Origin of the sequence: Thermodesulfovibrio sp. Kuro-1 (genome assembly GCF_006538445.1) — a bacterium.
In the GTDB taxonomy this organism is placed as follows: domain Bacteria; phylum Nitrospirota; class Thermodesulfovibrionia; order Thermodesulfovibrionales; family Thermodesulfovibrionaceae; genus Thermodesulfovibrio; species Thermodesulfovibrio yellowstonii.
In genome coordinates this window covers 1-20456 of record NZ_BJKS01000007.1, presented here as the reverse complement: position 1 = coordinate 20456, position 20456 = coordinate 1, and the positions used below count along the sequence as shown (strand labels likewise).

The window sequence follows — 20456 nt, the reverse complement described above, 5'->3', positions numbered from 1 at the left end:
TTTTAACAGCAGGAGGAAATTATGACGAAGAAGTATGACACACCTTTATTGGATGAGCTTGAAAAGGGTCCATTCCCAAGTTTTGTTACGGAAATGAAAAAAGCAGCTGCTAAAAGCGAGATGGCTGCAGATGAACTTGGTCAGTTAGAAAAAAGTTTCAGAGACAAAGTAACTTACTGGAAGCATGGTGGTATTGTTGGTGTCAGAGGATACGGAGGCGGAGTTATAGGAAGATATTCCCAATTAGCAGATCAATTCCCTGGAGTTGCACACTTCCATACAGTCCGTGTTAATCAACCTTCAGGACTTTTCTATACTTCTGAAACGATGAAATTTTTCTGTGATTTGTGGGACAAATATGGAAGTGGTTTAACGAACTTTCATGGCTCAACTGGAGATATAATTCTATTAGGAACAGTAACAGATAATTTAGAGCCTCTTGCTACAATTCTTAGCCTTAATGGTTTTGACCTTGGTGGTTCTGGTTCTGCAATGAGAACACCAAGTTGTTGCGTAGGACCGGCAAGATGTGAATGGGCAATGATTGATACCCTTGATATTACCTATGATTTAACACAGGAATTCCAAGATGAACTTCATAGACCACAGTTCCCATATAAGTTTAAAATCAAAACAGTCGGCTGTCCAGTTGACTGTAATGCATCAATTGCCCGTGCAGACCTTTCCATAATAGGAACTTGGAAAGGACCTATAGCAATTGATCAGGACATGGTTAGAGATTACGCAAAGAAGGGGATGAACATTCAAGAAGAGATAGTTAATTTCTGCCCAGGTAAGTGCATAACATGGGATGGAAATAATCTTACTATAAACAATAGCGATTGCTTCCATTGTATGAATTGTATTGCTAAACTAAAAGGAGCTTTAAAGCCAACACCACCATTTGGTGCAACAATTCTTATCGGTTCAAAGGCACCATTTGTTATCGGCGCTACCCTTTCTTGGGTAATAGTTCCATTTATGGAAATGAAGCCACCATATCAGGAAATTAAAGACCTTATTAGAAATATGTGGGACTGGTGGAATGAATACGGAAAGAACAGAGAGAGAATTGGTGAGCTTATAATTCGTCGTGGAATGAGAGAATTCCTTGAAGTATGTGGACTTGAACCAACACCTGAGATGGTTAAAGAGCCAAGAAATGACCCATTCTGGTTCTGGACAGAAGAAGACCTTGAAAAGAAACCTTGGGAAGAATATTTAAAATAAATACTAACTAACAAAATAAAAGGAGGTAAGAATTATGCCTTATGTAATTCCTGATGTAGTAGATGTAAAACAAAGGAAGACTGATATAGGACCACCTCATTACAAAAACTTTTTACCACCAGTAATCCAGAAAAATTATGGAGACTGGAAAACTCATGAAATATTAAGCCCAGGATTAATGGTTCATATAGCTAATTCTGGTGATAAAATCTGGACAGTAAGAGTAGCATCTCCAAGACTTTTATCAACAGATACTTTAAGAGATATTGCAGACATTGCTGAAAAATATTGCGGTGGATATTTCAGATTTACAACAAGAAACAATATAGAATTTCTTGTATCCGATGAAAGCAAGGTAAATCCTCTCTTGGATGAACTTAAGGCAAAGAAATATATGATTGGTGGTATTGGCTCAAGAGTAAGTAATATAGTTCATACACAGGGATGGATTCACTGCCATTCAGCAGCTGTTGATGCATCAGCTCTTGTCAAGGCTTTAATGGATGAGTTTGCTGATTACTTTACAACAAAAGAGACCCCAAATAAAGTGAGATTCGCTGTTGCTTGTTGCACAAATATGTGCGGTGCAGTTCATTGCTCTGATATTGCTTTCGTTGGAATTCACAGAAAGCTTCCAAGAATTGACCATGACAACTTCAAAAACCTCTGTGAGCTTCCAACAACAATGGCTTCATGCCCAACAGCAGCAATTACTCCTGATCCAGCAAAGAAATCCATAAAGATCAATGCAGAAAAATGTATGTACTGCGGTAACTGTTTCTCAGTTTGTCCTGCACTTCCTATTGCAGACCCTGAAAATGACGGTGTTGCAATAGTTGTTGGTGGAAAAGTTGGTAACTTGAGAAAACCACCAATGTTTTCAAAACTTGCTGTTGCTTATTTACCAAATACTCCACCAAGATGGCCTGAAGTTATAAAAGCAACAAAGAAAATATTTGATGCCTATATTGCTGGAGCAAAGAAGCATGAAAGAGTAGGTGAATGGATTGAAAGAATTGGCTGGGAAAAATTCTTTGCAGTTACAGGTTTACCATTCACATTCCAGCACATTGACGACTGGACATATGCATTCAAGACCTTTAGAACAACAGCACAAATTAAGTGGACTAAATAAGTAAGAAGGAGGGGGTAACCCTCCTTCTCAATTTTTATGAAAGGAGTGTGATTTTTAATGGAGAAAGAGGAACTCAAAAAGGCAATTTATCAGCTTATTGAGCAGTCAGCAGGCAAGAAAAAATTTAAACAAGCAGATTTGATAAAGCATTTTAGGCAGCAAGGCATTTCAGATGCTGACACCAAAGCAGCAATAAGAGAACTTATTGATGCAGGCGATTTGATTTATACATATTTTGGTGGAAGTTACATAGAATTAGGAGAAAAACGGAAGGGCGCTTAGTCAATCATTGAATAATTTTTTTAGAGGAGGGATTAATCCCTCCTTTTTTATTTTAAAGCTTTGCTATAATTAACAATGCATTTTTTAAATTCTATCGCATTCAGCATTATTAAAAAACTCATCCAGACTGGTAAAACTCTTTCAACCGCAGAGTCTTGCACAGGTGGGCTAATAGCCTCTTCAATCACTGATATTCCTGGTGCAAGTAAAGTTTTCCTTGGAGGAATGGTAGTCTATGCAACGGAAATGAAGCTTAGACTTCTTGGAGTTACAAGAGAAGTCTTAGATTATGGCGTAATCTCTTCGCAGATGGCTGAGGCAATGGCATTAAAAATAAGGCTTCTTACTGGTTCTGATTACTCAATTGCTACAACGGGAAATCTTGGTCCTGATGTGATGGAGGGAAAGCCAAAAGGCTTAATTTATATTGCAATTGCAACACCTGAAAAAGTTTACATCAAAGAATTGAAATTACAGGGAGACAGACAATCAAATAAAACAGAGGCAACTGAGGAAGCATTGAAACTTTTTCTGGAACTGTTATAATAAAAAAGGGGAAAGATGAAACTCACCGAACTGATTACAGAAAAGGAACTTAAAGAAATGGCATTAAATGAATACAAAAGAAGAATAGTTTTTTATAGATTAATAGACGAAAAAATGAAAAAAAAATATGGTATGAGCTTTGAAGAGTTTGATAAGAAAAATATCGTAAAGGAGAAAGGATTTTCTTGGGATGTGGAGAAAGATGCAATGGAGTGGGAGCATGCCTTAGAATCTTTAAGGACTCTTACCGAAAAGCTCAGAAAAATTGAAAAAATAGATGATTAATGGAAGAATATATAAGTTTAATAGACAATCTTGCAGAAAAATACAATTTAAAAATTTTTCATTTAGATTTTTCTAATTTTTCCTTAATTGCAAGAGTAGGGCTTTCATTAGAAATTTTCATCCAAATATATATAAACACCCGAAAACAAAAAACAAATCTTGCATTAGTTATCTCTGACAGCAGAGTTTATGGTATAGACAAAGAAGGAGGATTTTATCACGAACATCCTTTTGAAAATCCGGAGTTGCATTTGCCCGCAGAACCCATGGAAATAGAAGATTTTATTATAAAGAGTTTAGAATACTTAGAAAAACTGGGATTAATTTAAGATTTCTCTGGAGGTTTTGAATGAAGCAGATACCTGAAGATATAAAAAAAGAGATTGAAAAACTTGTCAAAGAACTCAACTATCACAACTACCGTTATTACGTGCTTGATAGCCCAGTGATATCTGATGAAGAGTATGACATGATGCTAAGGAGACTTAAGGAGCTTGAAGAAAAATGGGGATACATACTGCCAGACTCACCAACCCAAAGAGTAGGTGCTGCACCATCTGAAAAATTTGAAAAGGCTGAACACCGTGAGCCAATGCTTTCCCTTGATAATGCCTTTTCCATAGAAGAGTTAAGAGATTTTGATGCAAGAGTTAAGAGACTTCTTGGAAGCAATGAAGAAGTAGAATACACTGTTGAGCCAAAGTATGACGGCTTGGCTGTGGAATTATCTTACAAGGATGGACTTCTTTACAAAGCATCAACCAGAGGTGATGGCTATGTTGGTGAGGATATTACTCAGAACATAAAGACAATAAAAGCTATCCCTTTGAGAATTGAGGGAGTTGACAAAATTCCAGAAGAGATAGATATCCGTGGGGAAGTTTACTTAAACATTGATGAGTTTGAAAGAATAAACAAAGAGAGAATCGAAAAAGGCGAGCCTGTATTTGCCAATCCAAGAAATGCAGCTTCTGGCTCTGTAAGACAGCTTGACCCTTCAATAACAGCAAGTAGAAGGCTTTATATGTCCTGCTATGGAATAGGGTATGTTAAAGGTATAGAGTTTCAGAGTCAGATAGAGTTTATTGAGTGGCTAAAAAAAGCGAGATTTCCAGTGCCTGCCTATGTAAAACTTGCAAAAGGCATTGAGGAGGTTATTGAGGCAATTAAAGAGATTGAAAAACTTAGGCAAGGCTATCCCTTTGAAACAGACGGTGCTGTTGTAAAAGTAAACAGCTTTGAGCTTCAGCGTAAACTTGGCACAAAAACTCGTGAACCAAGATGGGCAATTGCTTATAAATATCCTGCCCATCAAGGAATCACAAAGCTAAAGGACATTCTTGCAAGTGTGGGAAGAACAGGAGTTATAACTCCTGTTGCCATACTTGAGCCTGTAAAAATCGGTGGAGTTACAGTTTCAAGATCAACACTGCATAACTGGGATGAGGTGGAAAGAAAAGATATAAGAGTTGGTGATTATGTAATTGTTGAAAGGGCTGGCGAGGTAATTCCCCACATAATTGGAGTGGTTAAAGACAGAAGAACAGGTGAGGAAAAAGAGGTAAAAATACCTGAACACTGCCCAGTTTGTGGTTCAAAAACCGTTAGAGAGCCCGGTGAGGTAGCAGTAAAATGCATTAACTTTAACTGCCCTGCTCAGGTTGAAGAAAGGATTAAACATTTTGCATCCCGCAGGGCAATGAATATTGAAGGACTTGGAGACAAGACAGTAGAGCTTTTGCACAATAAAGGAATCATAAAACATTTCGTAGACCTTTACAAACTAAGGCAGGAAGATATAAAAGGACTTCCTGGTTTTGCAGAGCTTTCATCAAAAAAGCTAATTGAGGCAATAGAAAAAAGCAAAAAAACAACCCTTTCAAGACTTCTTTATGCCCTTGGAATAAGTCAGGTAGGAGAGTATGCCTCAAAGCTTCTGGCGCAACATTTTAGAAAACTGGAAGATTTGTATTACATAAAGGCAGAAAAGTTAGTCCAAATCCCACAAATTGGAGAGAAAACAGCAAAGACTATTGAACAGTTTTTCAATAACGAAGAGAATTTGAAAGCAATAGAGGAATTAAAAAAGATGGGACTTAAAGTGGAAAACCCTGAATTTGAGGAAGAAAAAAAGCCTTCTCCTCTTAAAGGATTAACTTTTGTAATAACAGGAACTCTTCCAAAACCAAGAGAGGAAGTCAAGGAAATCATAGAAAAGGCAGGTGGCAAGGTCTCTTCATCAGTCTCAAAAAACACAGACTATCTCTTAGTTGGTGAAGACCCTGGAAGCAAGCTTGCAAAGGCTCAGGCTCTGGGAGTAAAAACCCTTTCATACGAAGAATTTCTTAAAATGCTGGAGTGAACTTGTATAGATTTAAAATATACTACCCCGGTAAAACAAAGGCAAAGTTCATAAAAGAAGGGATAGACCATTACATTAAACTTCTCAGTCCCTTTGCAAAAGTTGAGTTGATTGAGCTTAAAGAAGGACATGGAGATAAGGAGAAAGTCATAGAGGAAGAATCAAAAACAATTCTGAATTCACTTAAAGGTGATTTTATTCTTCTGCACAGAGACGGTAAAAGCCTTAGCTCTCTCGAATTTGCCGATTTTATAAAAGATAAATCACTTACTCAGTTCGTAATTGGAGGCGTCTATGGAGTAAATGAAGCAGTTTTTAAAGCTGCTTCTTTCAGACTTTCCCTTTCCTCTCTAACCTTTACCCATGAAATATCAAGACTCCTACTTCTTGAGCAACTCTACAGGGCAATAACAATTATTCATGGAAAGAGTTATCATTACTGAGTTTCAAGAGATTTAGCCTCTTCAATGAGAAGAATGGGTATATCCTCTCTTATTGGATAATAAACAGAGCAGTTTTTGCAAACAAGCCTTTCTTTTTCTTCTTCGTAAATCAAATCTCCCTTGCATTTTGGGCAAACTATAATTTCAAGCAACTCTTTATCAAGAGGCATCTATGACCCTCCTTAATCTCTTTAAGGTTTTTTCTTTGCCTACAATCTCCAAAACCTCATATATTCCAGGGCTCACAGTGCTACCTGTCATAACAACTCTTACAGGCTGTGCAACTTGTCCAAGCTTTAATCCCTTTTCATTTACAATGTCCATAAATATCTTTTCAATTCTTTCCTGAGTGAATTCTTCAAGAGCTGCAAGTTTTTCTGTTACCTCTCTGAGAACAGGAATTGTCTCAGCGTTTATATATTTTTCCTTTGCCTTTGGCTCTATATCAACATAATCAAGAAGATAGTATCTCATGGCATGGGCAAGCTCTTTAAGGGTTCTACATCTTTCTTTGAGTGATTTTATAGCTCTACATGCCCAGTCTTTATCCAGTGTTTCGCCTTCTTTTAAATATCCCTCTTTTATTAAAAAAGGTTTCACAAATTCAAGAAGCTTTTCTTCAGGGGTTAATTTTATATATTCGCTGTTAAGCCACAGAAGCTTTTCAGCATTAAATATGGCATTTGCCTTTCCTACCTGTTCAAGATTGAAATATTTAATCAACTCTTCCCTTGTAAATATCTCTTTGTCTCCGTAAGACCAGCCCAGCCTTGCAAGAAAGTTTACCAAAGCCTCTGAGAGATATCCCTCATCCCTATAAGAAAGAACAGATGTGGCACCATGACGCTTGCTTAAACGAGCTCTGTCAGTGCCAAGTATCATGGGAATATGGGCAAACTCGGGTGGATTCATGCCAAGAGCATGATAAATGTGAATCTGCTTTGGAGTATTATTTAGATGGTCTTCACCTCTTATTACATGGGTAATACCCATTTCAAAGTCATCAACAACTACGCAGAAATTATATGTTGGTGTGCCATCACTTCTTAGTATTACAAGGTCTTCAATTTCGCTGTTTTTAAAAGTAACTTTACCTTTTACAAGGTCATCAACAACTGTTTCACCCTCAAGGGGCATTTTAAATCTTATGGCAAAGGGCTTATTGAGAGTTTCTTTTATCTCTCTACAACGTCTGTCATATCTTGGAGGTTTCCCTTCTTTCATTGCCTGTTGCCTTCTTTCCTCAAGTTCTTCCGGAGTGCAATAGCAACGATAGGCTTTCCCTTCTTCAAGAAGCTTGTAAGCATAGGCTTTGTATGTTTCCATTCTATCAGTTTGTCTGAAAGGACCTTCATCCCAGTCAAGCCCAAGCCATTTCATTGCCTCAATTATAGATTCAATGTATTCTTCCGTAGAACGAGACCTGTCAGTATCTTCAATTCTTAAAATAAATTTGCCGTTGTGATGCCTTGCAAAGAGCCAGTTAAAAAGCGCTGTTCTTGCTCCTCCAATATGTAAATGTCCTGTAGGACTTGGTGCAAATCTAACCCTTACCACACAACCTCCTTTATTGTAGTTAATAAAAATAGTATAACATAGCAGACTCTTTAATTAGCTTTGACACAACTTCTATACTGTGCTATATTACTTAAAATGTCAACAAAATTAACATCTGAAAGACTAACAATAGGAGTATTTCTCTTAAAAAAAGGTAAAATTTCTGAAAAACAGCTTATTGATGCACAAGCAGTTCAAAAAATTGAAGGGATAAAAATTGGAGCCGCCCTTATAAAATTGGGCTACATAACAGAGGATGAATTGGTAGAGTCTATGAGCGAACTTTATGGCTATCCTGTATTTAAAATTGACTCTTATAAAATTGACCCATTGGTAGTTAAACTTCTTCCAGAGGATGTAATAAGAAAATACAAAGTATTGCCATTCTTAAGAGAAGGAAATATAATCAGGGTTTTAATTACAGACCCAGCAAATGAAATAGCTTTAGAACAACTTAAGTTTTTTTTAAGCGGTTTTAAAATTCTTTTTTACATAGGAAAGGACTCAGATTTCAAAAATTTAATAAATAAATTTTTTGGAGAAGAAGGAGCCGAAATTTATAGCAAAGAAACTGTTCATGAACTTGTTGAAAGCGCTGTTCAGGAACCGTCTATAACACAACCCGAAGAAGAACAAGCTATTCTTGAAGTAGATGCTCCTTTAATAAGGCTCGTCAATCAGATAATTGTGAATGCAATTTCAAAAAGGGCAAGTGATATTCATATAGAACCTTTTGAAGACAATATATATATCAGATATAGAATAGATGGAGTGTTGCATGATATTTTAACTTTGCCACCAAAACTTAAGAGTGCTCTTATCACGAGAATTAAGATCATGGCAAACATGGATATCTCAGAGAGAAGACTTCCTCAGGATGGAAGAATAAAGATGAAAATAGGCAAAAAAGAGGTTGATTTTAGAGTTTCAACACTTCCATCAATATTTGGTGAGAAAATTGTTTTAAGAATTCTTGAAAAAGGCTCGCTCCAGCTTGACCTTACAAAGCTTGGTTTTGAAGAAGAATCTCTGAATTTTTTTATTGAAGCTCTCAGTAAACCTTATGGAATGATACTTGTTACAGGACCAACTGGCTCTGGTAAAACAACCACACTGTATTCTTCTCTCATGAAACTTAGAAAACCTGAGGTAAACATTGTTACTGTTGAAGACCCTGTTGAGTATACCCTTCCAAGAATTACACAGGTTCAGGTCCAGGAAGACATTGGACGAACCTTTGCTCAGGTATTGAGGTCATTTTTAAGACAGGATCCAGATATAATTCTTGTCGGAGAGATAAGAGATTTTGAAACAGCAGAAATAGCAATAAAGGCAGCTCTCACAGGACATCTTGTCCTGAGCACGCTTCATACAAATGATGCACCAAGTACTATTACAAGACTGGTAAATATGGGAATAGAACCTTTTTTAATTGCCTCATCGGTCATATTAATTGTTGCCCAAAGGCTTGTAAGAAAATTGTGTGAAAGCTGTAAAAAAGAGCAAAAAATATCAAAAGAAACCTTTCTTAAACTCGGTTTTCCTGAAGAATCGTTTGATAGTTTAAAAATTTATGAAGCCCAGGGATGTGCTGAATGCAATCAAACAGGATATCGTGGAAGAGTGGCTCTTTATGAAGTTATGCCTATAAAGGATGAGATTAGAGAACTTATTTTAACAGGTGCATCTACAAATGAAATAAAAAAAGAAGCAATAAAACTTGGAATGCTTACACTGAGACATTCTGGAATTAGAAAAATAATGGCAGGAATAACAAGTATAGAAGAAGTTTTAAGGGTTACGGTGGAAGACTGATGAACAAGCTTGAAATTTTGCTTAAAGCCGCAGGTAAGATATCAAGGGAGAAAAATTTAAATAATCTAATAAGTATCCTTTCAAATCTTGCAAAGGATATAATTGAAGTTGACCGTTGTAGCCTTTTTCTTATAGATGAACAAAAAAAGGAGCTATATACAATATTTGCACATGGTGTAAAGGAAATTAGAATTCCTATAACTTCAGGGATAGCAGGATATGTTGTTAAAACCGGGAAAACCTATGTCACATCAGATGCTTATAAAAGTAAATTTTTCAATCCCGAAGTTGATAAAATTTCGGGTTACACAACAAGAAACATTCTTGCGGTACCAATTTTTGATTCCAGAGGAAGAATAATTGGAGTGTATCAGGCAATAAACAAATTGGATGATTTTAACAGTGTGGACATTAAATTAATGAAGCTTATTGCAGAATTTGCTGCAGCAGCAATTGAAACCCAGATGCTTTATGAAAAAATCAAATCTGTGCATAAAAAAGCACTTATAAAACTTTCAAAAGCTGCAGAATACAAGGATCCAGAAAGTCCTAATCACTTTTTAAGAGTCGGACTTATTTCAAGTCTGCTTGCAGAAAAACTCGGATTAGATGAAGAAAAATGTGAACTGCTTATGTTAGCTTCAACAATGCATGACATTGGCAAGATTGGAATTCCAGACAGTATTCTTCAAAAATCAGGCAGACTTGAGCCTGATGAATGGGAAGTTATGAAAAAACATCCAATAATTGGATATGAACTTCTTTTTGATGAAGAAAGTGAACTTCTTCAAATGGCTGCAATAATAGCTCTTGAACATCATGAAAGATGGGATGGTAAAGGATATCCTTTTGGAAAAAGAGAGACAGAAATATCTCTCTGGGCAAGAATAGTAAGTGTTGTTGATAACTTTGATACACTTACAACAGATAAAGGGAATAGAGAGTCATGGAGCATTGATGCCGCTATAAATTATATGGAAATTATGAAAGAAAAAGCTTTTGATCCTCAAATTGTTGACACTTTTCTTAGTAATATTGAAAAAATTATTGAAATAAAAGAAAAATATAAAGACTAATGGAAAAAGAAATTCTGTTAGAACATCTTAAAGAACTCCTTGAATTCTCTAAAATAATTAATTCCTCCCTTGAAATTGAAGAAATAAGAAAAAAAGCAGCATTGGCAGCAGTAAAACTTGTCAATTGTGAGGCAGGAAGTCTTCTTCTTTTTGATGAAGAATTAGAAGAGCTTTATTTTGATGTTGCTCTTGGAGAAAAAGCTGAAAAAGTGAAAATGATAAAACTCAAAAAGGGTCAGGGTATTGCTGGATGGGTTGCAAAACACAAAGAGGCAGTCATAATAAATGATGTCCAGAAGGACCCCCGATTCTACAAAGGTGCAGATGAAAAATCAGGATTTAAAACAAAAACAATGATTTGTTTACCTGTAATGATTAAAGATAAAGTTCTTGGTGTAATTCAGGCTATAAATAAAAAAAACTCACTTTTTAATGAATATGATCTTGAGCTACTCAGGGCACTTGCAAGTCAGGTTGCTGTAGCAATAGAAAATGCAAGACTTTATGAAGAGCTTAAAGAGACTTTTTATTCAATTGTTTTTGCACTTGCAGATACAATTGAAAAAAGAGATCCTTATACAGGAGGTCATACTAAAAGAGTCATGGATTATAGTGTTGCAATAGGGATTGAGATGGAACTCAGCAAAAAAGAAATTGAAAAATTAAGACTCGCAGCTATCCTTCATGATATAGGCAAAATTGGGATAAGAGATGAAATTTTGCTAAAAAAAGAAGAACTTTCTGATGAGGAGTTTAAGATTATACAAAATCACACAATTTATGGTGCAGAAATTCTTAATTATGTTAAACAACTTAAAGATATTATTCCCGGTGTGAAACATCATCATGAAGAATTTAGTGGTTCAGGGTATCCTGACCAGCTAAAAGGCTATGAAATCCCTCTAATTGCAAGAATTATCGCAGTAGCTGATACCTTTGATGCAATGACCACCGACAGACCTTACAGAAAAGCTCTTTCAGTTAATGAAGCGATGAAGGAATTACAGAATAAAGCAGGGACACAGTTTGATCCTCATGTTATTGATGCATTCCAGAAAGCATTCACTAAAATGAAAAAGCTATGAAAATAAGAGTTCTTGGAGCTTCAGGCTCTGATATCCCTGGTCATCATCTTTCTTCTTTTCTTTTAAACAATAAAATACTTTTTGATGCAGGGGGTGTTACAAGTTCTCTAAGTTTTACTGCTCAACAGAAAATAGAGCACATATTCATAACCCATGCTCATTTAGACCATATAAGGGACATTCCTTTTCTTGCTGATAATATAATTTTAAGTGGTAAATCTAAAAGGATAAATATCTATTCAATAAAGGAAGTTATTGATGATATAAAAAAACATTTACTTAATTACAGGCTATGGCCTGATTTTACAGTTATTCCAGATGTTAAAAACTCTATTTTAGATTTGAAAATCATTCATGAAGAAAAATCTATCTTATTAGATGGATATAAAATAACTGCTTATAGAATGAATCACACTGTTCCAGCAGTTGGCTTTCTTGTTGAGAAGGAAGGAAGGAGTTTTTTTTATACAGGAGATACGGGACCTGCAATCAATACATGGAAAAAGTTTTTAAATAAAAAATTGAATGCCTTAATTATAGAAGTTTCTCTACCTGATAAAATGAAAGACCTTGCTACTAAAACTGGGCATTTAACGCCAAGACTTCTTTTCGAGGACCTGAAGCTATTCAATCAGAAACCTGAAAAAATTTTTATAACTCATATAAAGCCTCTTTACAAAAAAGCTATTGAAAGAGAATTGAAAAAATATTCGGATTACAAAATAGAGATTCTTCAGGGTAGAGAATCAATAAAAATTTGATGGATATTAACAAGCTGATACAACTACTCAGAGCACAAAAAAATAAAGAAACTATAGTCAGTGTTTTTATTGTGATTATTTTCTTGGTGCTTTTTTATATAAAACCCTATCCATTTGAACTTGTTGATATGAAAATATATGATTTATTTTTTCATCTTCGCGGTCAGGAAACTCCTCCAAAAAGTGTAGTTATTGCCGCAATAGATGAGGCTTCTCTTGAAAAATTTGGAAGATGGCCCTGGAGCAGAGATAAAATAGCCAAAGTTATTGATAAACTCTCAGAGCTTGAAGCTGCAGTTATTACCTTTGATATCATACTAAGTGAACATGAACAAAATGATAGAGTTTTGGCAGATAGCATATCAAAAGCAGGAAATGTCATTTTGCCTGTTGTTTTCTTTTTTAATGAAAATGCCCCAGAAGAGTTAACAATAATTTCTTCAGCCTTTCCTGTTTTAAATACTCAAAACTTTAAAAGGTATCATCCTATTTCTTCCAAAAATGTTCTTGTCTGTCAAAAAATTCTTGCTGAAAATGCAGCAGGATTTGGACATATTAATATGTTTCCTGATCCTGATGGAACAATAAGATGGGAAGTTTTATTCATTGAGTATTATGGATATATGATTCCCTCACTTTCACTTAAAACAGTCTCTATGTATCTTGGCATCCCTCCTGAAAAACAGGCAATTGATGCTAACAGAGGAGTCTATCTTGGCAAAAGATATATACCTACTGACCCATGGGGGAGATTTTTAATTCCCTATTATGGAGGAAATGAAACATTTAAACATATTTCAATTGTTGATATCCTTGAAGATAAAGTTAAAAAAGAAGATATTGAGAATAAAATTGTAATAGTTGGTGCAACTGCTGTTGGAATTTATGATTTAAGGGTTACTCCACTAAGCTCAGTGCTTCCCGGTGTTGAAAAACATGCTAATGTTGTCGCAGCAATCATTGATGGGAAAACTCTTTTGCCAGCCTCTTCATTTTTAGTTTCGCTATTAATCTTTTTATCAGGAATAATAAGCATTCTGTTTTACAAAAAATTAAAAGCAGGTTACTCCATGATTGTTTTGATGTCTCTGCTTGTAATAGTTTTTTCAATCTCATTTGTTTTCTTTAAAAACGGAATATGGCTTTCTATTGTTTATATTTCAGGAAATTTAGTCACTCAATTTCTAACAACAATCACAATAAAGTATGCTTACTCTGAAAAGGAGGCAAGACAAATAAAAAAAATATTTTCAAGTTATGTTACTGAAAAGATTGTGAATGAACTTATTAAAAATCCTTCAATGGCTAAACTTGGAGGAGCACGAAGAGAAGTAACAGTATTATTCTCTGACATTAGAGACTTTACAACACTGTCTGAAAAACTCCCTCCGGAAAAAGTTGTTGAAATTCTTAATGAGTATTTCAGTACGATGGCAGAAATTATTTTTAAATGGGAGGGAACTCTTGATAAATTTATGGGTGATGCAATAATGGTTTTCTGGGGTGCTCCTCTTCCGCAGAATGATCATCCAGAGAAAGCATTAAAATGCGCTATTGAAATGATTAGCAAACTTAGATATCTACACAGTAAATGGAAGGCAGAAAATAAACCTTTATTAAAAATAGGAATTGGTATAAGCACAGGGGAGGTTCTTGTTGGCAATATTGGAGCAGAAGGGAAAAAAATGGATTATACAGTAATTGGTGACCATGTAAACTTAGCATGTCGTCTTGAGAAATTAAATAAACAGTTTGATTCCGAAATATTGATTTCTGAGTTTACCTATGAAAGAATGAAAGAAACAATTGACTCCGAATATCTGGATTCAATATATGTTGAAGAACTGGGGACTATTTTAGTAAAAGGCAAGGAAACTCCAGTTAAAATTTTTAAAGTTTCTCTCAGATAGTTCATAATGCAATGATTTTCCTTAATTTCTTGACAAATTCTTAAATATTATAGTAGTTTAAAGAATACGGGCGGATAGCTCAGATGGGAGAGCGCAGCCCTTACAAGGCTGAGGCCACAGGTTCGAAACCTGTTCCGCCCATGTGACTAAGTGGGGTGGTAGTTCAGCACGGTTAGAACGCTTGCCTGTCACGCAAGAGGCCGCGGGTTCAAGTCCCGTCCACCCCGCCAATATTTTCAAGGGTTTACAGAGTATCTCCATCTACTGTGATAAACCAATGTGATAAAACTTTTTATCAAGTAGTTTTACTGCTTTTTTATGGTGAGAATATCTTAGAATCATTGCTAAGGTTATGTGCCCCTATAGTTCTTGAACTGTCTTTAAATCTGCTCCCTATACTAAACCTCATAGAAAGTGGACACAGTCAATTAGTAGAGGTTAAACTTTTTGCATAAGCAGAAGAGAGGCATGAATGAAAATAAGGAACAGCTAAGACATGTTGCATAAGGCTGCACAAATTGGAATGCTAAAAAGCATCCTCAAAAATGAGGTGCAGTGCAATCATTATTTTTCTATCCAATTTATCAATACATAGACGATAAAGAATCCCACAACAATAAAGAAAACAAAAGTAAAAATTGCCGTTTCAAGGGCTATCTTTCTTGGCTCTTTTTTTGTTGTGTAGTGGTGCATATACTCGTTATAGGTAATAAGATACACCATAACAGCGGCAATGATAGAAAAAGGGAGAAGAAGAATAAAATAAATTGTATTAGTTAAGACTTGGTCTGGCATTTCCGTTCTTCATATCTCTGTTTTTGGATTATACCCTATTATCTTTTCCTTTGCAAATAGAAGGTAACTATGTATAAATTATAAGGAAGATGGGTATCCAACGCATCATAGAATATTCCGCCAATTAAATAAAATAGATAAATGGAAGAAAAGTTTTCTCCCTTGTTGCTCAGCATCAGAATGACATGCTTTTTATCGTTCCAAGCACTCGCAAGGAATGCGAGGAATCTCTCCTGTTGTTCAAAAAGGAAAAGACGAGAAGGCTTTTCTCCTAAATCGCAGGGAGTACTCTGACTCGGAATTATAGAAAATAGATTTTTCTGAACAAGAAGGGTATTTTTACCTTGATGAATAAAAAAAGTTTTTATATACTTTGAATATGAAGACACGATTGATTATAATTATGTTTATTTTTATCTTCATCTCAGTCTCCTTTGAGGCTTACGCAGTTAACTTCAAAGGAGAGGCTATTAAAAAACTCTGTGCAGCAGAGCCAGTTAAGGAAGGAAAGAGATATATCTGCCCTTACTGTGCTGAAGTTACAGAGTTTGCTGGAGAGAGTTGGGAAAAGTTTGTGATAACAGATGTAATTGAGGAAATTTTCATTACTGGAAAGAAAGTAAAGTATGTGTAATACTTTGGCTGTAAACTTCGAGCATAGGTTATGGTGGGTATGTGATAATCGTGACAGAGATTGTAAAATATTGTAAAATTTTATTGAGAAAATGCTGATATATTATCAATTTAAAGAAAGGAGAAAAACCATGACAAAACAACTCTCAGTATTAACACTCACATTGACGGTTTTTATTTTTCTATGGGTTGCCGTGTTTGATGCACATGCTCAAGGGAATCAACAACAGTCTCAGGCATTCCAGATGAAGGATTTTTCAAAATCTCCCTCTCAGAAACCTTCTACAAGCGTAAGTGATATGATTAAGTGTATATATGACAAATGCCCTGCAAATCTCAAAAAGAACACTACTTCCAGTCAAAATCCGAATTTACCTCAACAAAAAACTAATCCACAAGCTCAAACTACTCCAGAAAACAAATCCGTTACAATTCAAAACACTCCCACCAAACCAGATGTTATCAAAACAAAAACAGACCCAAAGAAGATGAATTCTATATTTGTTTCAAAACCTCGCTCTGAGGAAGAAAAGGCAAATAGTCAAAATCAACCTAAAATGGTATCTCCAGAATAAATGAGAGACATTCTCACAGGGAAAAAACCTGTACCTCAGAGCAGCAATCAACAGCAGCCTCAGCAACAAAAACAGACAGAAAAAATCGCTCCTAATCTGGTGATTCAGGATATGGGAGGAAATCCAGCACAGCAAAACCAGAATAGACAGATGACACACACACAAAATCAGAATCAGAATAAAACCATTCAGCAAAATTGTGTTAAAGACCCTAAAAAACCCTTTGCTTCATGTGATCTGGGCGGAAAAAAATAATGAACATGGAGGAGATTCTTCGCAAACCCTTCGCCTATAGCTCAGAATGACATTTCCCTTTTCTTTCATTATGAGGCTTTAGCCGAAGAGTCTCCTTATTTTTTACAAAATCAAACAGCCAAATACTTTAACTTCAGGGGGAGGAAAAATGCTTATTGATGAAATAAAAAAATTATTACAGAATTATGATGGCAGTTTGGAAGAAAAGAAGGATACATATAAATTTGAGACAGTTATAGCAGAAAGAAAATCTTTTCTTTCAAGGAAAAAACTCATGTATATAATCAAATTCAAAATTGATGATATCTATAGAAAGTTTATTTTTTCCGAGATGCTTAAAGAAACAGGGTTTGGGGTTTCCTCTTCCGCAGGTGATGATGAGATGAGCTCAGGGTTTACTTTCAAGAAATACAAAACCAAACAGGGCTTTGGCACACCAATAGAGGAGACCATTGAGGAACAGTCAAATCTTTTTGGGCAGAAATACAATTACAAGTTTGATTTTAAGGTAATTAGGGAAAAGATAAAGCAGATATCGCAACAGAATGGCTATGAATTTGAATACAAAATATGGTTTTAAATTGACGAAGAAGGAGAAAAAATGCGAACGTATTTTTATTTTCTTTCAATCTTTTTAATTTTAATTCCTCAATTACTTACTGCTCAGTCGCAAACTCCTTATTTTGAAAAGTCTCTTGATGAGTACAATCCTCCTCTTGTTTCTGATATGGTGCCAAGAGAACTTCTTAATTTTAAACCTGTATCCTTTAAATTTTATGGAGGGGCTATCACAGAATTAAAGGCTACAACTAAAGGGGGGCTATCAAGAAAGAGCGATGAACAAGAGTATGGCAAAAAACTTCACTTTGAATGGCAAATAAAAGGAAAATTAGTAACGCTTGATTATTATATAGTTTCGTGGGAGAATGCTCAGAAATATTTTGGTGGGAAAAAAGTTCATCCCAATACCTATACATATTTAAAAATTATTGACAAAAAAATAAGAAATGTTTGCTCAGGTGGTAACTGTCCTCATTTGTTTGTAGAATCTAATCTGCCAGACGAACACAATAAATGTGATTTTTATGCAAATCCAGATAAAATATCTCCCATTCCTTTTAAGTCAAATTATTACATATATAAACAATGTGCTATGGCTGGTGGACAAAAGTTTTACAATATTTATGTAGGTCTTTGGAGTTATGCTAATGTTTTTATAGAGATTACTGCATATGATATTGATACACTAAAAAAACTTGGTGAATCAGCAGTTGCCAAATTAATGGGCAAAAGTGTTCCTATTGAACAGCCTGTTGAAAAACCAAAAGAAGCTCAAAAAGAACAACCAAAACAGGAATCTCCAAAGGTTAGAGTAATCGCAATGCCTTCTGCTGCAGGTGATGACCTGTGGAGCATTGCCTATCTACCTGCAACTAACAAACTTCCTGCAAAAATAATAGCAGAGACAAAGCCAAATACACCTGTAACATTTCACATAGTTAAGAGTCCTAAAGACGCTTATTTAGTTATAGGCGATAAAAAAGGGGTTACTATAGAGACTAAATCAGACAGTAAAGGCATTGCAGAGGCACTTTTTTATTACAATGGTGGTAAAGTTACACAACCGAAGAAGTATGAAATAAAAGTAAGCACAGGGGAGGAAAGAGACATTGCAACAGTCAATGTTGGTTTAGGTCTTGCCTTTGATAAAATTAAAGCAGTGCAGGGTGCATACGGAGACAGACACCCCTTTACACTTTCTTTGGTAAGCAAGTATTTTCCTAAGTTAAATCTTGGGCTTTACTTTAGCAGTGCCTCACGTAAAGTTTGGAATGGACAAATCGTTGGAGTAAGACTTAAACCTCAATGGGTAAATAAAACGCCTGATTTACCAGCAGATATGGTCTTTAATGGAATAACAAAAATAACACCTGTAATGGCATCTTCAGGTGGAAACAATGTTCTTACAGTGTTGTCTTACAGTTCAGGTGAGGAGACAGTTTACAACATAACCAAATATGCCTATCCTGCAGTAAAAATGATGAGTGATGGCATTCACAATTACAGAATAGTGGGTGAGTTGGTTTTAACAGATGAAGAAGGTAGAGATTTAGGAGGAATTGATGAAAGTTTAGTCCAATCAGATGCCCTTGCAGTTGTCTCAAAGGATACGCCTGAGCATTTTATGGTGAGCCTTGTTTGTGCCTTAGAGGCACAAAATGCTGATCAGTTTGTAATGCTTGATTATATAAAGAGATTTCCTGTTTATGGAAAGTATGCCGATGAGTTTTTAAACATAACGGGAATTCTTTGTAAATTAGGGAAAGAAGACTACGAAGGACTGTTTTATGATTTAAACAACTATCTTGGTGGTAAGTGGTTAGACCATCTCACAAGTAAAGAAGTTTTCCTAAAACTTACACCAAGACAGCAAAAGGCAGCGAAATGGGCAAAGGCAGCCTTTGATGCAACCCAGAAAATAAAAACAAAGAGAGAATATGATGAATGGGAAGTTAAAGATCCTGCAAGAAGGTCAGCACAATCATTAAATCCAGACCATGATGCTAAAAAACTTGAGTACAATCGTGAATTAATTGCACCTGCTCTGATAGATTTCAAAGAAGCAGAAGAAGCATTACAGAAAATGGAAGAAAAACAGCCGAAAAATAAACCCATAGAGGCGAATTTTAACAACGAAAATTTGAAAAAAATAGATGAGCAGAAAACTCAGGGTCAGGGTTCTGAAAACACAGAGGGAAACGTCTTTGAAAAGGCAGTAAATGAACTTAAAGACACTTTCAAGAAAATTTTTAAATAAAACAAAATGGTTCGCAATTGATAGTTGTTGTTCCGAAGGAGGCTTATAATATCAAGGAATCTTAATTGCAAGGGTCACCCCGAGGGCTTTCCTTGATGAAACTGACTTGCAAGAGTCCCCTAACAGAGGAGGAGATTCTTCGTCTAAATCGCAGTCAAAGAAGGCTCTAACATGTCTCAGATAAGAAATTATAATGAGTTTACAAATACTGTAAAATTGCTCACCCCCTTTATATCCCACATGGTTCAGATGAAACATTTAAAGAACGTGGAATTCAAAAAAGTTAACACAGCTTTATATCCCACATGGTTCAGATGAAACCCAGATGGAACTAATTGGTATGATTGTATACCTGCTGTCTTTATATCCCACATGGTTCAGATGAAACTCTTATTATGTATTCACTCAAATTAAGCAAACGTTTCTTTATATCCCACATGGTTCAGATGCAACATTGTTATGTCCTAACAAAGAAATAATCAAATCAGACTTTATATCCCACATGGTTCAGATGAAACGTAGAGTTTTAATCAAGATTTTTTAATCTTTTTCTCACTTTATATCCCACATGGTTCAGATGAAACTCTCTGAGGTTTAATTAAACCTCAGATCTTTCCAAGACTTTATATCCCACATGGTTCAGATGAAACAGGAAGAAATAGTAAAGATACTGCAGCATACTCCCGGTCTTTATATCCCACATGGTTCAGATGAAACTGGATTTGGAGGTGGATGTGGAATTGAAGTATATTCACTTTATATCCCACATGGTTCAGATGAAACAAAAGTATTGGGGTAACTGTTATGCAGTGTTTTGAGGACTTTATATCCCACATGGTTCAGATGAAACAACTGAACCAGTGAGAAGGTATATGCAAGCACTTGAAGCTTTA

General features: G+C 35.5%; 21 protein-coding genes, 2 tRNA genes and 1 CRISPR repeat array. Of the genes, 20 read left to right on the top strand and 3 right to left on the bottom strand.

Features of this window, described 5'->3' with window-relative positions; genetic code table 11:
* Window positions 1-21: 21 nt before the first annotated feature.
* The 8 genes from dsrA to FLY87_RS09065 all read left to right on the top strand — a co-directional run bounded on the left by dsrA (window position 22) and on the right by FLY87_RS09065 (window position 6283).
* Window positions 22-1230: a dissimilatory-type sulfite reductase subunit alpha gene (dsrA, locus tag FLY87_RS09100; RefSeq protein WP_141267009.1), complete on the top strand. Its 1209-nt coding sequence runs from the start codon at window positions 22-24 to the stop codon at window positions 1228-1230.
* Between the two features lie 34 nt (window positions 1231-1264).
* Complete coding sequence (gene dsrB / locus FLY87_RS09095) at window positions 1265-2365, top strand: dissimilatory-type sulfite reductase subunit beta (protein ID WP_141267007.1); 1101 nt, start codon at window positions 1265-1267, stop codon at window positions 2363-2365.
* Between the two features lie 57 nt (window positions 2366-2422).
* Window positions 2423-2647 carry a hypothetical protein gene (locus tag FLY87_RS09090; RefSeq protein WP_012545371.1) on the top strand — a complete coding sequence of 75 codons (225 nt, stop codon included), beginning with the start codon at window positions 2423-2425 and terminating at the stop codon, window positions 2645-2647.
* 75 nt (window positions 2648-2722) lie between these two features.
* A complete protein-coding gene (locus FLY87_RS09085; protein ID WP_141267005.1) occupies window positions 2723-3193 on the top strand; it encodes a CinA family protein in 471 nt (156 codons plus the stop codon).
* Window positions 3194-3208: 15 nt separating this feature from the next.
* Complete coding sequence (locus FLY87_RS09080; RefSeq protein WP_141267003.1) at window positions 3209-3478, top strand: hypothetical protein; 270 nt, start codon at window positions 3209-3211, stop codon at window positions 3476-3478.
* On the top strand, window positions 3478-3807 hold the full coding sequence (locus FLY87_RS09075) for a hypothetical protein (RefSeq protein ID WP_141267001.1): 330 nt from the start codon (window positions 3478-3480) through the stop codon (window positions 3805-3807). The genes FLY87_RS09080 and FLY87_RS09075 overlap by 1 nt, the downstream gene beginning before the upstream one ends.
* Before the next feature lie 20 nt (window positions 3808-3827).
* Window positions 3828-5840 carry an NAD-dependent DNA ligase LigA gene (gene ligA / locus FLY87_RS09070; protein WP_141266999.1) on the top strand — a complete coding sequence of 671 codons (2013 nt, stop codon included), beginning with the start codon at window positions 3828-3830 and terminating at the stop codon, window positions 5838-5840.
* 2 nt (window positions 5841-5842) lie between these two features.
* Window positions 5843-6283, top strand: a complete 441-nt coding sequence (locus FLY87_RS09065; RefSeq protein ID WP_051345906.1) for a 23S rRNA (pseudouridine(1915)-N(3))-methyltransferase RlmH — start codon at window positions 5843-5845, stop codon at window positions 6281-6283.
* Here FLY87_RS09065 and FLY87_RS09060 read toward each other — a convergent pair.
* Both FLY87_RS09060 and gltX read right to left on the bottom strand, forming a co-directional pair.
* Complete coding sequence (locus FLY87_RS09060) at window positions 6277-6453, bottom strand: Trm112 family protein (RefSeq protein ID WP_038059442.1); 177 nt, start codon at window positions 6451-6453, stop codon at window positions 6277-6279. The genes FLY87_RS09065 and FLY87_RS09060 overlap by 7 nt on opposite strands.
* The gene (gene gltX / locus FLY87_RS09055) at window positions 6443-7840 is read right to left on the bottom strand and encodes a glutamate--tRNA ligase (protein ID WP_028842900.1); all 1398 of its coding nucleotides are present in this window, start codon (window positions 7838-7840) and stop codon (window positions 6443-6445) included. Before gltX ends, FLY87_RS09060 begins: the two co-directional genes overlap by 11 nt.
* A gap of 96 nt (window positions 7841-7936) precedes the next feature.
* On the opposite strand from gltX, the gene pilB reads away from it, so the two are divergent.
* The 7 genes from pilB (at window position 7937) to FLY87_RS09020 (ending at window position 14717) form a co-directional block, all read left to right on the top strand.
* On the top strand, window positions 7937-9655 hold the full coding sequence (gene pilB, locus FLY87_RS09050) for a type IV-A pilus assembly ATPase PilB (RefSeq protein WP_012546881.1): 1719 nt from the start codon (window positions 7937-7939) through the stop codon (window positions 9653-9655).
* Window positions 9655-10731, top strand: a complete 1077-nt coding sequence (locus tag FLY87_RS09045) for an HD domain-containing phosphohydrolase (protein WP_012545957.1) — start codon at window positions 9655-9657, stop codon at window positions 10729-10731. The genes pilB and FLY87_RS09045 overlap by 1 nt, the downstream gene beginning before the upstream one ends.
* Complete coding sequence (locus FLY87_RS09040; protein ID WP_012545054.1) at window positions 10731-11816, top strand: HD domain-containing phosphohydrolase; 1086 nt, start codon at window positions 10731-10733, stop codon at window positions 11814-11816. The genes FLY87_RS09045 and FLY87_RS09040 overlap by 1 nt, the downstream gene beginning before the upstream one ends.
* Entirely contained in the window at window positions 11813-12577 is a 765-nt protein-coding gene (locus FLY87_RS09035) for a 3',5'-cyclic-nucleotide phosphodiesterase (RefSeq protein WP_012546308.1), read from the top strand. The genes FLY87_RS09040 and FLY87_RS09035 overlap by 4 nt, the downstream gene beginning before the upstream one ends.
* Window positions 12577-14487 carry a CHASE2 domain-containing protein gene (locus FLY87_RS09030; protein ID WP_141266997.1) on the top strand — a complete coding sequence of 637 codons (1911 nt, stop codon included), beginning with the start codon at window positions 12577-12579 and terminating at the stop codon, window positions 14485-14487. The genes FLY87_RS09035 and FLY87_RS09030 overlap by 1 nt, the downstream gene beginning before the upstream one ends.
* A 68-nt stretch (window positions 14488-14555) precedes the next feature.
* Window positions 14556-14628: transfer RNA gene (locus FLY87_RS09025), tRNA-Val, on the top strand.
* A gap of 11 nt (window positions 14629-14639) precedes the next feature.
* Window positions 14640-14717: transfer RNA gene (locus FLY87_RS09020), tRNA-Asp, on the top strand.
* Between the two features lie 334 nt (window positions 14718-15051).
* Here FLY87_RS09020 and FLY87_RS09015 read toward each other — a convergent pair.
* Entirely contained in the window at window positions 15052-15282 is a 231-nt protein-coding gene (locus tag FLY87_RS09015; RefSeq protein WP_028842903.1) for a hypothetical protein, read from the bottom strand.
* Between the two features lie 403 nt (window positions 15283-15685).
* Here FLY87_RS09015 and FLY87_RS09010 point away from each other — a divergent pair, with 403 nt between their 5' ends.
* From FLY87_RS09010 to FLY87_RS08995, 5 genes are all read left to right on the top strand, one after another.
* Window positions 15686-15916 (top strand): hypothetical protein, encoded by a 231-nt coding sequence (locus FLY87_RS09010; protein ID WP_164924876.1) that lies wholly within the window; start codon window positions 15686-15688, stop codon window positions 15914-15916.
* Window positions 15917-16046: 130 nt separating this feature from the next.
* Window positions 16047-16490, top strand: a complete 444-nt coding sequence (locus FLY87_RS10195; RefSeq protein ID WP_181406030.1) for a hypothetical protein — start codon at window positions 16047-16049, stop codon at window positions 16488-16490.
* Window positions 16491-16745 (top strand): hypothetical protein, encoded by a 255-nt coding sequence (locus tag FLY87_RS10190; protein ID WP_181406029.1) that lies wholly within the window; start codon window positions 16491-16493, stop codon window positions 16743-16745.
* Window positions 16746-16893: 148 nt separating this feature from the next.
* Window positions 16894-17325: a hypothetical protein gene (locus FLY87_RS09000; protein WP_141266995.1), complete on the top strand. Its 432-nt coding sequence runs from the start codon at window positions 16894-16896 to the stop codon at window positions 17323-17325.
* Between the two features lie 21 nt (window positions 17326-17346).
* Window positions 17347-19563, top strand: a complete 2217-nt coding sequence (locus FLY87_RS08995) for a hypothetical protein (RefSeq protein WP_141266993.1) — start codon at window positions 17347-17349, stop codon at window positions 19561-19563.
* A 227-nt stretch (window positions 19564-19790) separates the two neighbouring features.
* Window positions 19791-20413: direct repeats of the CRISPR family, unit length 29 nt; unit sequence CTTTATATCCCACATGGTTCAGATGAAAC.
* Window positions 20414-20456: the final 43 nt, after the last annotated feature.